The organism is Streptomyces venezuelae (assembly GCF_008642315.1).
Taxonomy (GTDB): domain Bacteria; phylum Actinomycetota; class Actinomycetes; order Streptomycetales; family Streptomycetaceae; genus Streptomyces; species Streptomyces venezuelae_D.
On the sequence record NZ_CP029192.1, the window covers coordinates 6,046,900 to 6,060,711 of the forward strand.

General features: G+C 70.4%; 15 protein-coding genes. 7 read left to right on the plus strand and 8 right to left on the minus strand.

Annotated elements, in window-relative coordinates; translation table 11 throughout:
- Positions 1–22: 22 nt before the first annotated feature.
- The gene (locus DEJ48_RS26455; protein WP_150221411.1) at positions 23–1,642 is read right to left on the minus strand and encodes an ABC transporter substrate-binding protein; all 1,620 of its coding nucleotides are present in this window, start codon (positions 1,640–1,642) and stop codon (positions 23–25) included.
- A gap of 487 nt (positions 1,643–2,129) precedes the next feature.
- Here DEJ48_RS26455 and DEJ48_RS26460 point away from each other — a divergent pair, with 487 nt between their 5' ends.
- Positions 2,130–3,410: an aminotransferase class I/II-fold pyridoxal phosphate-dependent enzyme gene (locus DEJ48_RS26460; RefSeq protein WP_150218739.1), complete on the plus strand. Its 1,281-nt coding sequence runs from the start codon at positions 2,130–2,132 to the stop codon at positions 3,408–3,410.
- On the opposite strand, the gene DEJ48_RS26465 is transcribed toward DEJ48_RS26460, so the two are convergent.
- The 3 genes from DEJ48_RS26465 to DEJ48_RS26475 form a co-directional block, all read right to left on the minus strand.
- Positions 3,407–4,954, minus strand: coding sequence for a PH domain-containing protein (locus DEJ48_RS26465; RefSeq protein WP_223832209.1), 1,548 nt, complete (start codon positions 4,952–4,954; stop codon positions 3,407–3,409). The genes DEJ48_RS26460 and DEJ48_RS26465 overlap by 4 nt on opposite strands.
- Positions 4,951–5,460 (minus strand): PH domain-containing protein, encoded by a 510-nt coding sequence (locus tag DEJ48_RS26470; protein WP_150218740.1) that lies wholly within the window; start codon positions 5,458–5,460, stop codon positions 4,951–4,953. The genes DEJ48_RS26465 and DEJ48_RS26470 overlap by 4 nt, the downstream gene beginning before the upstream one ends.
- 68 nt (positions 5,461–5,528) lie before the next feature.
- Positions 5,529–6,206 carry an AIM24 family protein gene (locus DEJ48_RS26475; RefSeq protein WP_150218741.1) on the minus strand — a complete coding sequence of 226 codons (678 nt, stop codon included), beginning with the start codon at positions 6,204–6,206 and terminating at the stop codon, positions 5,529–5,531.
- Positions 6,207–6,462: 256 nt separating this feature from the next.
- Here DEJ48_RS26475 and DEJ48_RS26480 point away from each other — a divergent pair, with 256 nt between their 5' ends.
- Both DEJ48_RS26480 and DEJ48_RS26485 read left to right on the plus strand, forming a co-directional pair.
- Entirely contained in the window at positions 6,463–7,266 is an 804-nt protein-coding gene (locus DEJ48_RS26480) for an isocitrate lyase/phosphoenolpyruvate mutase family protein (protein ID WP_150218742.1), read from the plus strand.
- Positions 7,267–7,276: 10 nt separating this feature from the next.
- A complete protein-coding gene (locus DEJ48_RS26485) occupies positions 7,277–8,716 on the plus strand; it encodes a membrane-associated oxidoreductase (RefSeq protein ID WP_150218743.1) in 1,440 nt (479 codons plus the stop codon).
- Here DEJ48_RS26485 and DEJ48_RS26490 read toward each other — a convergent pair.
- Together DEJ48_RS26490 and DEJ48_RS26495 are read right to left on the minus strand one after the other, a co-directional pair.
- Entirely contained in the window at positions 8,703–8,909 is a 207-nt protein-coding gene (locus DEJ48_RS26490; RefSeq protein WP_150218744.1) for a DUF397 domain-containing protein, read from the minus strand. The genes DEJ48_RS26485 and DEJ48_RS26490 overlap by 14 nt on opposite strands.
- Complete coding sequence (locus tag DEJ48_RS26495; protein ID WP_150218745.1) at positions 8,891–9,724, minus strand: helix-turn-helix domain-containing protein; 834 nt, start codon at positions 9,722–9,724, stop codon at positions 8,891–8,893. The genes DEJ48_RS26490 and DEJ48_RS26495 overlap by 19 nt, the downstream gene beginning before the upstream one ends.
- A gap of 336 nt (positions 9,725–10,060) precedes the next feature.
- Here DEJ48_RS26495 and DEJ48_RS26505 point away from each other — a divergent pair, with 336 nt between their 5' ends.
- Genes DEJ48_RS26505 through DEJ48_RS26520 form a run of 4 tightly spaced genes read left to right on the plus strand, consistent with a single transcriptional unit; the run spans position 10,061 to position 12,362 of the window.
- Positions 10,061–10,291 (plus strand): hypothetical protein, encoded by a 231-nt coding sequence (locus tag DEJ48_RS26505; protein WP_411757485.1) that lies wholly within the window; start codon positions 10,061–10,063, stop codon positions 10,289–10,291.
- Between the two features lie 5 nt (positions 10,292–10,296).
- Positions 10,297–10,734 carry a PIN domain-containing protein gene (locus tag DEJ48_RS26510; protein WP_150218747.1) on the plus strand — a complete coding sequence of 146 codons (438 nt, stop codon included), beginning with the start codon at positions 10,297–10,299 and terminating at the stop codon, positions 10,732–10,734.
- Positions 10,735–10,761: 27 nt separating this feature from the next.
- Positions 10,762–11,514, plus strand: coding sequence for a DNA repair protein RecO (recO, locus tag DEJ48_RS26515; protein ID WP_150218748.1), 753 nt, complete (start codon positions 10,762–10,764; stop codon positions 11,512–11,514).
- A 26-nt stretch (positions 11,515–11,540) separates the two neighbouring features.
- A complete protein-coding gene (locus DEJ48_RS26520) occupies positions 11,541–12,362 on the plus strand; it encodes an isoprenyl transferase (RefSeq protein ID WP_150218749.1) in 822 nt (273 codons plus the stop codon).
- Positions 12,363–12,442: 80 nt separating this feature from the next.
- On the opposite strand, the gene DEJ48_RS26525 is transcribed toward DEJ48_RS26520, so the two are convergent.
- Both DEJ48_RS26525 and DEJ48_RS26530 read right to left on the minus strand, forming a co-directional pair.
- Positions 12,443–12,844, minus strand: a complete 402-nt coding sequence (locus DEJ48_RS26525) for a Fur family transcriptional regulator (protein WP_150218750.1) — start codon at positions 12,842–12,844, stop codon at positions 12,443–12,445.
- Between the two features lie 71 nt (positions 12,845–12,915).
- Positions 12,916–13,806: a metal ABC transporter permease gene (locus DEJ48_RS26530; RefSeq protein ID WP_150218751.1), complete on the minus strand. Its 891-nt coding sequence runs from the start codon at positions 13,804–13,806 to the stop codon at positions 12,916–12,918.
- Positions 13,807–13,812: the final 6 nt, after the last annotated feature.

Below are 13,812 nucleotides of genomic sequence, written 5' to 3' on the forward strand. Positions count from 1 at the left end.
CGACTCCTGAACTGGCTTTCCGTCATACCCACTTGGCCTGGAGGAGGTTGATGCCCGGATACGGCTGGGCCTTGACGCCGGTGATCTTCTTCGGGTCCCAGGCCGTCATGAGTTCGTTGTGCACGACGGGATAGAGCACGGCCTGCTGCGCCACGGTGTCGATGTAGTCCTGGATCATGGCCCGCTTCCTCGACGCCTCGGGTTCGCGGGTGGCCTGGTCCATGTCCTTGAAGAGCTTCTTCGCGACAGCGTTGTCGGCCCAGCGCGCGTAGCCCATCCAGATGTTCTCGGGGCCGTAGTTGTAGTGCATGATCAGGTCGGCGTCGAGCCCGAACTGGTTGGGGTTGGAGGCGGCCGCGACGACCTGGAAGTCCTTCTTCTGGTCCAGTTTGGTGAAGACGGCGGTGGTCTCCTGCGGGTCGAGGGTGACGTCGACGCCGAGCTTCTCCCAGCCGTCCTGGATGGTGGGCAGGCAGTCGACGATCCAGCTCACGTTGACGGCCATGAGGTTGATGCTCAGCTTGCCGACGCCGGCGGCTTTGAGCAGCTTCTTCGCCTTGTCCAGGTCGTACCCGTACACCGTCTTGGCGGGCCGGTAGGCGGGGTTGGACTCGTTGAGGAACGAGGTCGCCGCCCTGCCGTGCCCCTTGAGGGCGGCCTGGATCATCTTCTCGCGGTCTATGGCGTAGTGCAGGGCCTGCCGGACGCGGACGTCGTCGAACGGCTTGTGGGCGGTGTTGAAGAGCAGGAACAAGTTGTTCATCCCGGCCCCGCCCTCGACGGTCATCCCGCTCTTCTTCAGCTGCCCGATGTTGGCGTACGGGATGTTGTCGGCGATCTCCGCCTCGGCGCTGCTGCCGGAGATCTTCGCGACGCGGGGTGCGGCGTCGACGATGGTCAGCCAGTTCATCTTCTTGAACGCGGCCTTGCGCGGTCCGTTGTAGTCGCCGAAGGCCTCGAAGGTCGTGTTCGACTTCGGGTGGTGCGAGGCCATCCTGTACGGCCCCGAGCCGACGGCCTTCCCCTTCGTCGCCTCGTCCCACGCGCCGGGCTTCGAGAAGACGTGCTTCGGCATGATCTTGGCGAGGGAGAGGCGGGCGGCACCGTCGGGGAACGGGAACTGGAGGATCAGCTCGACGGACGTCGCGTCGACCTTCCTGACCTCCTTGAGCCACCCCTCGAAGAACCCCTTGGCGAGGGTCTGCGTCTTGGGGTCGAGGATCCGTTCGAAGACGAACACGACGTCGTCGGCGGTGACGGGCTTGCCGTCGTGCCACTTGGCGCCCGGGCGCAGCGTGAACTTCCACGTCGTCGCCTTCAGGTCGTTCGGGAGCTCGGTGGCGAGCGCGGCGTACGGCTCACGGCTGATCGGATCGGTCCCGAGGAGCCCCTCGTAGATGTGCTCGTTCCCGGCCATCGCGAAGGCGGACGCGGTCTGGGTCGGATCCCAGCTCCCGTCGTTCCCGTACCCGATGACGGCCATGAGCGTCGCACTCCCGCCCTGCCCGCCGCCCCCGGTCTCGTTGGTGGACTCGGGCCCCGACGAGCAGGCGGAGAGCGTGGTGCCCACAGCGGCGGCCGCGCCCAGCGCACCCGTGTACTTGAGGAAGGACCGGCGGTCCGGCGGGACGGCACGGCACATGGTCAGAGAGGGCAGATCGGTCACTGTTTCTCCCTTGCCTACCTAAGAGGTCCCACGTCCTACGTCATGGGTGGCGTGGCGACGATAAGAGGGGCGGGAGGGCCGGTCAAGGTCTCCGGCACGGCGTCCCAGCAGTACTGGGCCGGATGGGGTGCGAGGAGGCCAACTCGGTCGACGGGGGCGGGCATACGAGGCGTCGCAGCGGCGGGGAGAGGGGTTTCCGTCGAGGAAAGGTCGGATGATGTGACCGACGATGACGCGAGGCGGGCTCGGCGACTGCGGCGGTCGCCTCGATCCCGTCCCGTGTGCTCCTGATCACGCCGCACGCACGGCGTCCGAACCCGGCCCGTGGGTAGCAGCGCAGCGGAGCCGCGGTCTCGCGGTGCGGTCGTGCGCGGCGTGGTGTCGCGCCGGTACGTATCCTCGGCACGCTCCACCACCGAAGTCCACGACGCCCGCCGAAGCGGCACCTGCGAGAGGCACCACCATGACCACCGAGCTGAGCCCCGACGCCCCGGCCCTCGACGGCCTGCTGGAGCAGGCCCGGAAGGACTACGACGCCCTCGTGGGACGCGGGCTCTCCCTCGACCTGACCCGGGGCAAGCCCGCGCCCGAGCAGCTCGACCTCGCCGAGGAGCTGCTGAGCCTGCCCGGCACCCGGTACACCGCGGCCGGCGGCACCGACGTCCGCAACTACGGCGGACTCCAGGGCCTGCCCGAGCTCCGGGAGATCTTCGCCGAGCTGCTCCAGGTGCCCGCCGGCCAGCTGCTCGCGCTCGGCAACTCCAGCCTGGAGCTGATGCACGACTGCATCGTGCACGCCCTCCTCGGCGTGCTGCCCGGCGCCGAGTCGCGCTGGGTGGACCAGGAGCGCATCGCGTTCCTGTGTCCCGTGCCCGGCTACGACCGGCACTTCGGCCTCTGCGAGCGGTTCGGCATCGACATGATCCCCGTGGCCATGACGGCCGAGGGGCCCGACATGGACGAGGTCGAGCGGCTCGTCGCCGAGGACCCGGCGGTCAAGGGCATCTGGTGCGTGCCGAAGTACAGCAACCCCGACGGCGTCGTCTACAGCGACGAGACCGTGGCGCGCCTCGCCGCGATGCCCACCGCCGCCCCCGACTTCCGCATCTTCTGGGACAACGCGTACGCGGCCCACCACCTCACCGACGAGCCCGCCGAGATCGCGGACCTGCTCGCCGCCTGCGCCGCCGCGGGCCACGAGGACCGCGCGTTCGTCTTCGGCTCCACCTCGAAGATCACCTCCGCGGGCGCGGGCGTCGCCTTCTTCGGCTCCTCGCCCGCCAACGTGCAGTGGCTGCTCGCCAACAACCAGAAGCGGTCGATCGGCCCCGACAAGGTCAACCAGCTGCGGCACGTCATGTTCCTGAAGGACGCGGACGGCGTACGCGCCCACATGGAGCGCCAGCGCGCCCTGCTGCAGCCCAAGTTCGAGACGGTCGCCCGGATCCTGGACGAGGAGCTCGGCGGCACCGGCCTCGCGACCTGGACCTCGCCCAAGGGCGGCTACTTCGTGACCCTCACCGTCCCGGACGGCTGCGCCAAGGACGTCGTGCGCCGCGCCGCCGAGGCGGGCATCGTGCTGACCCCGGCCGGCGCGACGCACCCGCACGGCGACGACCCGCGCGACGCGGTCATCCGCGTGGCGCCGAGCTACCCCGGCCTCGCGGAGCTCGACGAGGCGATCAAGGGCCTCACCGTGTGCGTGCGTCTCGTCGGGTACGAGAAGACGGCCGACGCCCGCTAGGGATTCCGCCCCTCCAAAAACGGAGCGAGCAGTCCCGGTACCGCTCGCTCCGCGAAGGCGAGACCCTCCGCTTCCCCCACGTCGTACGCCGCGTACGCCTGCGCGCCCGCGGCCGTCGTCGCGCTCAGCGTCACCAGGCCCGCGCGGCGCTGCAGCACGGACTGCTTGACGGTCCACCCGATGACCCCGCCGCGCCGCAGCGCCACCGTGGAGCGGCGCAGGGTCCCGGACCGCACGACGAGATAGTCGCCGTCGAGCGCGTGCCCCAGGCTGCGGTACGCGTCGCGGGCGAGCGCCACCGCGACCGGCACGAGCACCACCGCGGTGCCCACCCCCAGATACGTGAGCACCCGCACGCCGAGCAGCGCCCCGAGCAGCAGCAGGACCAGCGCGGGCGCCAGCGCCGCCGACACCGCCCACCGGATCCGGCGGGCCCGCGCCACCCGGGGGTGCGGCGCGAGCTCCGTCGCCGTGGGCGTCACCGGCTCCCGCAGCACCTGCGCCGCGACTCCGTCGGCGAGCCGCCGGGGCGCCGCGGGCAGCAGCGTGCTCGGCCCCGCCTGGTCCTCCTCGTCGCGCCGCGACAGACCCGTGGCGACCGCGTCCACGCGTGCCGCCCCCGACAGCCGCAGGCCCAGCGGCTCCACCACGTCGACACCGCGCAGCCGCGCCTCCTCCAGGGAGACCGAGCGGGTCGTGAACAGACCGCGCCGCACCCGCAGCGTCCCGCCGGGCTCCCGCTCCAGGCGGTAGTTCCACCACATCTCGACCCACAGCCCGAGCGCGCCCACCGACCCGACGGCGAGCCCGAGCGCGATCAGCGCGAGCACCATGCCGGTCACGGACATCCCGCGGAACACGTCGCCCACCCACTCGATGACGTCCTCCTGCACCCCGAACCACTCGCTGACCTGCATCACCGCGCCGCCCGCCGCGGCGGCGAGCGCGGAGGTCACGAAGGACAGCGGGGCGTACCGGATCCAGCGCGGGTCGAGGGAGGCGATCGTGCCCTCCACGTCGGACGCGCCGCCCGCCGCCGCCCGGTTGAGCAGCTCGCGCCGCAGCCGCTCGCCCTCCGCCCTGCGCACGGGCCGCAGTTCGAGCGTGGCCTCCTGGCCCGCGCTCTGCTCGCCGGTGCCTATGCGGACCTCCACCAGGCCGAGGAGGCGCAGCAGCGGGTGGGCGACCAGGTCGACGGAGCGTATGCGCTCGCGGCTCAGGGAGCGGTGCTTGACGAAGAGGATGCCGCTGCGCAGCTCGGCCCGCTCGGGCCCGACGCGGTACCGGCTGTGGCGCAGCCGCAGCGCGTCGATGCCGACGCCGCCGCCGATGACGAACAGGCTGATGCCCACCGCCCAGGCGATGACCGGCCCCATGGCCACCCACCCCTGGAAGCTGAGGGTGACCGGCACGCCGATGGCGGTCACGACGCCGCCCGTCATCTGGACGGTGAGGAGCAGCGAACGCCGGTCGAGCCGCTGCCAGTCCGTGTCCTGCTCGGCGTCCTGTCCGGCCTCCGACTTCGTCGCCGCGAGGCCGCTCACGTGGCGTCCCCCGGCGTCGCCTGGGTGACGAGCGCAAGCCGCTCGGCGAGTTCGGCGGCCGTCTCGTGGTCGAGCCCCTTGACCTTCAGGGCGCCCCGGGCGGACGCCGTCGTCACGGTCACGGTGGTCAGCCCGAAGATCCGCTGGACGGGCCCGCGCATCGTGTCGACGGTCTGGAGCCGCGACATCGGCGCGATCCGTCCCTCCATCCAGAAGAACCCCGTCCGCACGTACACCGCGTCGTCGGTGACCTCCCAGCGGTGGACCTTGTACCACCACAGCGGCAGCAGCACGCCGACGAGCACCCCCGGCACCGCGATGACCGCGGCGGGCAGCAGCAGCCAGAAGCGGGCGGGCGCGATGAGCGCGCCGAGCAGGCCGAGGACGGCGACGGGCGCGGCCACCGTCAGCAGCAGCTGTGTACGCCACCAGGCGACGGCGCGGCGGTCCAGGGGGTGGCGCGGCGGACGCAGCCGCAGACTCCGGTTGCCTTGGTCAAGAACCATGAGACGAAAGGTACTTGCCGCAGGTCGAGCCACGCTCGCCGGTGGTCCCGGCGCCGCCCCGCGAGGGTTCAGTGCTGCTGCGGCTTCTGCGGCGTGGCCTCGCTCGGCCGCACGATGACGTACCCCTCGCCCTCCAGCTTCAGCTGCACGGCCTCGCCGGAGCCGCCGCGGATCATCGAGCCGATGGACTGCGAGCGGTGCAGGGAGGTGGAGAGCTGGGCGGTCCAGCCGACCACCGCGTCCGTGTCGACGTACACGGGCTGCTGCGGCGAGACGGGAATCACCAGGGGCGTTCCCTCGCACACGAGCCCGAGGCGGCCCGCGCCGGTGAAGACGCTGTTGAACAGGCCGCCGCCGGTCATGCCCGCGCCCTTCACCGTCTTGATCTCGTACGAGAGGGTCGCGTCGAAACAGAGGACGTTGCGGCCGTTGACGGTGAGGACGTCACCGGGCTCGATGTCGACGATGAAGCAGTTCTGCGCCTCGTGCGCGAACCACGCCTCGCCCTGGCCGCGCACCGCCATCAGCGGCAGCCCCTCGCCGGTCACCGCCCGCTTCAGCATGCCGCCGACGCCCTGGCTCTTGCGCTCGAACTGGAGGTCGCCCCGGTAGGCGATCATCGCGCCCTGCCGGGCGTGCATCTCGCCGCTGACCGCGTACTTGATGGACTTGGCGCTCTGAAGGGTCATGCCGGGCGCGTGGGCCGGCTGGGCCATGTGGTCGCTGGAGAACAAGTCACTCTTCATGCCCACATCTTGAGCCACGCGCTGTGCGCGCGAAAGCGCATGGGTGCCCCGCTCGCAGCGGGACGCCCACCTCTCGGAGACTCACGCGCTACGACCCGTGCGGGCTCCCCGACGGAGTACAGATAGCCGAAGGAGGCGATCGCGAACTCGGCCGCCGCGATGAGCTTCGCACCGTACTGTTCTTCTCCCGCGCGGCACGCCGAGACGAAGCCATCCTTCGGTGGGTGCCGAAAGGTCCCGCTCGTACCGTCATGGCATGACGACGACGCTTCCATACGAGGAATTCCGGTCCCTGCACCGCCCCGGCGCGCCCCTGCTCCTCCCCAACGCATGGGACCACGCGTCCGCCGCCGCACTGCTCGCCGCCGGATTCCGTGCAGTGGGTACGACCAGCCTGGGCGTGGCGGCCGCGGCGGGCCTGCCCGACGGTACGGGGGCGACCCGGGCGGAAACGGTGGGGCTGGCCCGGGGCCTGGCGCGCCTGGACGCGCTGATCAGCGTGGACATCGAGGGAGGCTTCAGCGACGACCCGTCGGAAGTCGCCGCTGTCGCGGTGGAGTTGGCCGAGGCAGGAGCCGTCGGCGTCAATATCGAGGACGGCCGCGCGGACGGCACGCTGCGAGACGCCGGGCACCAGGGGGAGATCCTGGCAGCGGTACGGGAGGCGGTGGGAGGCCGCTTGTTCATCAACGCCCGGACGGATACGCGCTGGTTGCGGGGCGCGCGGTGCCAGGGGCAGACGGCGGACCGTCTCGCCGGGTACCGGCAGGCCGGTGCGGACGGAGTGTTCGTGCCCGGCCTGCGCGACCTGCGGATGATCAACGAGCTGACGTCGGCTCTGGGGGACACCCCGCTCAACGTGCTCCACGCCTCCGAGGGCCCTGCGATGGCGGAGCTGGCGGAGGCGGGCGTCGGGCGGGTCAGCTGCGGCTCGCTCCTGTTCCGGGCGGCGCTGGGGGCGGCGGTGACGGCGGTACGGTCCGTGGCGGACGGTACGCCGCAGGCGGAGGGCATCCCTTCCTATGCGGAGGCGCAGGCGCTGGCGGGCGGGTTCGCTTAAAGTCGCGCGGGTGGATACGGGGCAACTGACCGCCGATGAGCGGCTGGTGTGGGAGGCGTACCCGCTCGGGCGGGCCGTCGACTTCAGGGAGGGCCCGGAGCGGACCGTGCGGGCCGAGGTGCTGCGGGCGCTGCTCCTGGAAGGGCCCCGGCAGGAGGGCGAGGTCCCGGTCCTCCGGGTGGCCGGCGCGCGGATCACCGGACGGCTCGACCTCCAGTACGCGGAGGTGGACGCAGCGGTCCACCTGTGGGCCTGCGTCTTCGACGAGACGCCGGATCTGTACGGGGCAAGGCTGCGCCAGCTGAACCTGGGCGAGTCTGTGCTGCCCGGCTTCGACGCGACGACCCTGCGGGTGGACGGGTTGCTGCGGATGTCGGGGTGCCGCGTCCGGGGCCCTGTCCGGCTCGCCGGTGCGCGGATCGCGGGGGCGGTCCTGCTCGACGGGGCGGAACTGGGCGTCGTGGGTGCGGCGGGGGCGTCCGAGCCGATCCTCGCGCTGCACCGTGCCACGATCGAGGGCGACCTGGGGGCCGACGCGGGCTTCACGGCTCACGGCCTGGTCGGCATCGAGGGTGCCACGGTCGCGGGGAACATCTCGTTCGACGATGCGGTGTTGAGCAATCCCGGGGGGACGGCGCTCCACGCGTCCACGCTCAGTGGTGGGACCAACCTGCGCGCGCAGCGGCTACGGGCGGAGGGGCGGGTCAATCTGCTGGGCGCCCGCATACCGGGACAGGTCAATTTCGAGGACGCGCACTTCTCCAACCCGGGCGGGGTTGCCCTGCGGGCAAGCGGCGTGATCGCCGCGTGTCTGTGGATGGAGCGGGCCGCGCGCGTGGACGGTCTGGTCACGCTGCGGGGCTCGCAGTTCGAGCTTCTCCACATCGCCCCGGAGACCTGGCCGGACCACGTCCGCCTCGATGGTCTGACGTACGACAGACTGGGCCCGAACGCGCCGGTCGAGCGACGGCTTGAGGTGTTCGAACGCGACACCGACGGTTTCGTTCAGCACGCGTACGAGCAGCTCACCGCCGCGTACCGCCGGGTCGGCGACGACGCGGCGGCCCGCACGGTGCAGCTCGCGAAGCAGCGGCGCCATCGGGCCGTGCTGCCTCCGTACGCGCGGGCCTGGGGGTACCTCCAGGACGTGACCGTCGGCTACGGGTTCCGGCCTACGCGGGCGGCGGCGTGGCTGCTGTCGCTCGTGCTGGTCGGCACGGTGACGTTCGCGCTGCGGCAGCCGCCCGCGCTGAAGCCGGACGAGTCCCCGGAGTTCAACGCGCTGGCGTACACGCTGGACCTGCTGCTGCCGATCGTCGACTTCGGGCAGGAGCGGGCGTATGCGGCGGCGGGGGCGTACCAGTGGTTCGGGTACGCGTTGGTGGCGCTGGGGTGGACGTTGGCGACGACGATCGCGGCGGGCGTGACGAGGGCGATCAGCCGTCAGTAGCCGCAGCGTGCGTCACGAACGCGGTCCAGGCGCCGGCGCCGATGACCAGGGCGGGGCCCTGGGGGGCCTTGCTGTCCCGTACGGGGACGACGCCGGGGACTCCGTCGGCGACCTCGACGCAGTTGTCACTGTCATCGCCGCTGCTGTAACTGCTCTTGCGCCAGCGGGCGCCACTCAGGTCGTACTTGCGCATTGTCGGAAGTCCTCCGCCGCAGAGTCGATCAGGGCCAGGGACGCCTCCGGTGACAGCGCGACGGCCCTGAGCAGATCGTAGGACGCCTGTACTCGCTTCACCACTGTCGGTTCATCGAGCAGGCTCGATGAATGCACGCCTTCTGTATAGACAGTTGGCGGCGCGTCCTCGAACTCCATGAGCTTCATCATCTTGCCCATCCTCGGGTGGGCCCCGGCTGCGAACGGAATCACCTGCAGCACCACTTTGTGCTCGCGCACCATGGTGCCGAGGTAGGCGAGCTGGTCGGCCATGGTGTCGGATCCGCCGACGGGGATGAGCACTGCGGTCTCGTGCACGATCACCCAGTACACCGGGCGTGTGGCGTCCTTGAGGATCGCCGCGCGGTCCATGCGGATCCTGAGCAGGTCCTCGATGTACTCGCCCGTCGCGAACGGGTTGCTTGCGATGAACAGTCCCCGAGCGTAATCCGGGGTCTGCAACAGGCCGGGGATCAGGGCCGGCTCGAACTCGCAGATCTTCGTCGCCAGCCGTTCCAACTCCGCCGCATGCGCAAAGTACTCGGTAAAGGGTTGATCCTTGATCAGCTTTCGCCACAACCGTTCGAAAAAGCCATCGGTTTGTAGCACCTCATCAATGCGTTGAGCCACATCCAGCTGAGGTTTTCGAATCGCCTGCTCGAACTGGCCGATGTAGCCCCCGGAAACGAATACGCGGACCCCCAGCGCCGACTGGCTGAGCCCCGCGTCCTCCCGTCTCCGCTTCAGCTCCGCGCCGAAGAACTCCCATGCCGCCTGCCTCGAACCATTGGCCATGGCCAACCGCCTTTCGCTGCCTCGCAGTTGTAGAGGACAGACTCCTGCCGAGTGTAGGTCGCGTGCGCCACCGTAGGGGCGAGAAGAGTGAAATCCGAAGGCAAAGGGGAGCCACGTGAAGGCGGACGGAAAGCAGCACGCAGTGGCATGTATCGAACAGGCGGAGGACACCGTGAAGGAATTGCGCGCCGCACTCGCACGGGTGGGAATTACCCTGCCGACATTGAGGATGGACCCCGCGTCGATCGCGAGGGAAACCCCGTGTCCGAGGATCGAATTGGGGGGTTGTTCCATCGACACGTCGGCACGTCTCGCCGCCGTGCTGAGGAGTGCGCCATGAATGACTGTCCGCTGAACCTGCCCGTCGGGGCGTACGTCGTGGACACCCGGAGCGGTCAGGTGGGCCGGGTGATGGGCCACGAGGGCCCGTACGTCCAGCTGCGCCCCTACGGAGGGGGCCGGGAGTGGGACTGTGCCCCGGAGGCCGTCCGCACGGCGACGACCGCGGAGCGGCTGCGCGCGGCGACGGCGTACGCGAACGCGAGGAGCCGGGGCGAGGTGCCCTGACGTGAGTGGACGGGGCGGACACCAACGCCCTGTACCGCCTGTTCACACCGAAGGATCCGCGCCATGCCGCGCACAAGGAGGCGCTCGCCCGCGTCGGACATTTGATCGTTTCACCCATGGTGCTCACCGAACTCGACTACTTGCTGACGCAGCGGGTCGGGGCTCAGGCGTCCATGACAGCCCTCGATTTCATCGCGCGCCAGGCGGAAGCCCGCCGCTTCGAGATCCCGGAGACGGCTCCGCATCTGCGCGGGGCCATGGCGGTGATGCGCGGGTACGGCGACGCGGCCGACGGTAAGGGTGTCGGTCTGGCGGATGCCATGAACGTGGCCCTCGCGGCGGCCTTCCAGACCGCCGACATGCTGACCGCCGACGCGCACTTCCGGATGATGCGTCCCTTGACCGCGCATCGAGCGTTCCGACTGCTCCCCGACGACCTGTGAGGCCGATCCGTACGCGAGAATGGACCCATGAGTCTGTTCCGCGACGACGGCATCGTGCTGCGCACCCAGAAGCTGGGTGAAGCGGACCGCATCATCACGCTGCTCACTCGCGGTCACGGCCGCGTACGCGCCGTCGCCCGCGGTGTGCGGCGGACCAAATCGAAGTTCGGGGCGCGGCTCGAGCCGTTCTCGCACGTCGACGTGCAGTTCTTCGCGCGGGGGAGCGAGCTGATCGGGCGGGGGCTGCCGCTCTGCACGCAGAGTGAGACCATCGCTCCCTACGGTGGCGGCATCGTGACCGATTACGCCCGGTACACCGCCGGGACCGCCATGCTGGAGACCGCCGAGCGGTTCACGGATCACGAGGGTGAGCCCGCGGTGCAGCAGTATCTGCTGCTCGTCGGCGCGCTGCGCGTCCTGTCGCGGGGGGAGCATGAGCCTCACCTCGTACTCGATGCGTTTCTGCTCCGCTCCCTCGCCGTGAACGGCTACGCGCCCAGCTTCACCGACTGCGCGAAATGCGGCATGCCGGGCCCCAACCGCTTCTTTTCGGTCGCCGCCGGCGGCTCGATTTGCGTCGACTGCCGGGTGCCCGGCAGCGTCGTGCCGTCGGCGGAGACGCTCACGCTGCTCGGCGCGCTGCTCACCGGCGACTGGGAGACGGCGGACGCGTGCGAGGCGCGGCACGCCAGGGAGGGCAGCGGGCTCGTTTCCGCCTATCTGCACTGGCACCTGGAGCGCGGACTGCGCTCACTGCGGTACGTAGAGAAAAGTACGTGAACAGCTAGGTAGGAGAGAGAGACCCCATGGCACGACGCGGAATCCTCGGACGGTCCCGCCGCGAGTACCAGCTGCCCGAGCCCCACCCCTCGGGCGCGCGACCGCCGAAGATCCCCGGCGAGCTGGTCCCTCAGCACGTGGCGATCGTCATGGACGGCAACGGACGCTGGGCGAAGGACCGCGGCCTGCCGCGCACCGAGGGGCACAAGGTCGGTGCCGAGCGCGTCCTCGACGTGCTCCAGGGCAGCATCGAGATGGGTGTCGGCGCGATCTCGCTCTACGCCTTCTCCACCGAGAACTGGAAGCGGTCCCCGGACGAGGTGAAGTTCCTGATGAACTTCAACCGCGACTTCATCCGCAAGACCCGCGACCAGCTGGACGACCTGGGCGTGCGGGTGCGCTGGGTGGGCCGGATGCCCAAGCTGTGGAAGTCGGTCGCCCGGGAGCTGGAGATCTCCCAGGAGCAGACCAAGGACAACGACAAGCTGACCCTGTACTTCTGCATGAACTACGGCGGCCGTGCCGAGATCGCGGACGCGGCCCTGGCCCTCGCCGAGGACGTGAAGGCGGGACGGCTCAACCCGTCCAAGATCAACGAGAAGACGTTCGCGAAGTACCTGTACTACCCGGACATGCCGGACGTCGATCTCTTCCTCCGCCCGAGCGGCGAGCAGCGCACCTCCAACTACCTTCTCTGGCAGAGCGCCTACGCCGAGATGGTCTTCCAGGACGTCCTGTGGCCGGACTTCGACCGGCGCGACCTGTGGCGTGCCTGCCTCGAATACGCCTCGCGCGACCGCCGCTTCGGCGGGGCGATCCCCAACGAGGAGCAGATCGCCAACAGTTAGCACCTCACCGGACGTGAGGAGGGGCCCGCGCCGTCAGACCGACGGTGCGGGCCCCTCCTCATACGTACACGTGCGTACCGCTACTTGTTCGCGCACTCCTGGCACGTCCCGAAGATCTCCACCGTGTGCGCCACGTTCACGAAGCCGTGCTCCGACGCGATCGCCTCGGCCCACTTCTCCACCGCGGGGCCCTCCACCTCGACGGCCTTGCCGCAGATGCGGCAGACCAGGTGGTGGTGGTGATCGCCGGTCGAACAACGGCGGTACACCGTCTCGCCCTCACTGGTGCGCAGAGCGTCGACCTCGCCGGCGTCGGCCAGGGACTGGAGGGTGCGGTAGACCGTGGTCAGACCGACCGAGTCGCCCTTGTGCTTGAGCATGTCGTGCAGCTCCTGCGCACTGCGGAACTCGTCCACGTCGTCGAGTGCCGCGGCCACCGCCGCACGCTGGCGGGTCGACCTGCCTCGAACCGGGGCTCCCACGGTTGCCTCCTCGCGTCTGCGCTCTGGTCTGGGCCTGCCGGGCCATTGTGCCAGGTCGCCCCGGACGCAGGTCAGGTCTTGGCCACCGGCTGGGCCGGGACCGTGCACTCCGCGGGATCACCGGCCGCCGCGGCGGCGGCCGCGGCCCGCGCCCTGCGCCTGGCCAGCGGCGTCGCGAGGACCGTGAGGGCGATGAAGACGCCGATGGTCAGCAGCACGATCGTCGCGCCGGGCGGCACGTCCTGGTAGTAGGACGTCACCGTTCCGCCGAGCGTCACCGCGACGCCGATCGCCACGGAGACCGCGAACGTCGCCGCGAAGCTCCGGGTGAGCTGCTGGGCGGCCGCCACCGGCACCACCATCAGCGCGGAGACCAGGAGCAGGCCCACGACGCGCATCGCGACGGTGACCGTGACCGCCGCGGTGACGGCGGTGAGCAGGTTCAGGGCCCGCACCGGCAGCCCGGTCACGCGCGCGAACTCCTCGTCCTGGCTGACCGCGAAGAGCTGGCGTCGCAGGCCGATGGTGACGAGGACCACAAACGCGGCGAGCAGGCAGATCGCCGAGACGTCCTCCTCGGAGACCGTCGAGAGCGAGCCGAAGAGGTACGACTGGAGGTTCGCGTTCGAGCCGCCGGGGGCGAGGTTGATGAACATGACCCCGCCCGCCATGCCGCCGTAGAACAGCATCGCAAGCGCGATGTCGCCGCGCGTCCTGCCGTACCAGCGGATCAGCTCCATGACGACGGCGCCGACGATCGCGACCGCCGTCGCCATCCACACGGGGGAGGTGGAGAGCAGGAAGCCGAGGCCGACGCCGGTCATCGCGACGTGGCCGATGCCGTCGCCCATGAGGGCCTGGCGGCGCTGGACGAGGTAGATGCCGACGGCGGGCGCGGTGATGCCGACCAGGACGGCGGCGAGCAGGGCCCGCTGCATGAAGGCGTAGTTGAGGAGTTCCATGACTCT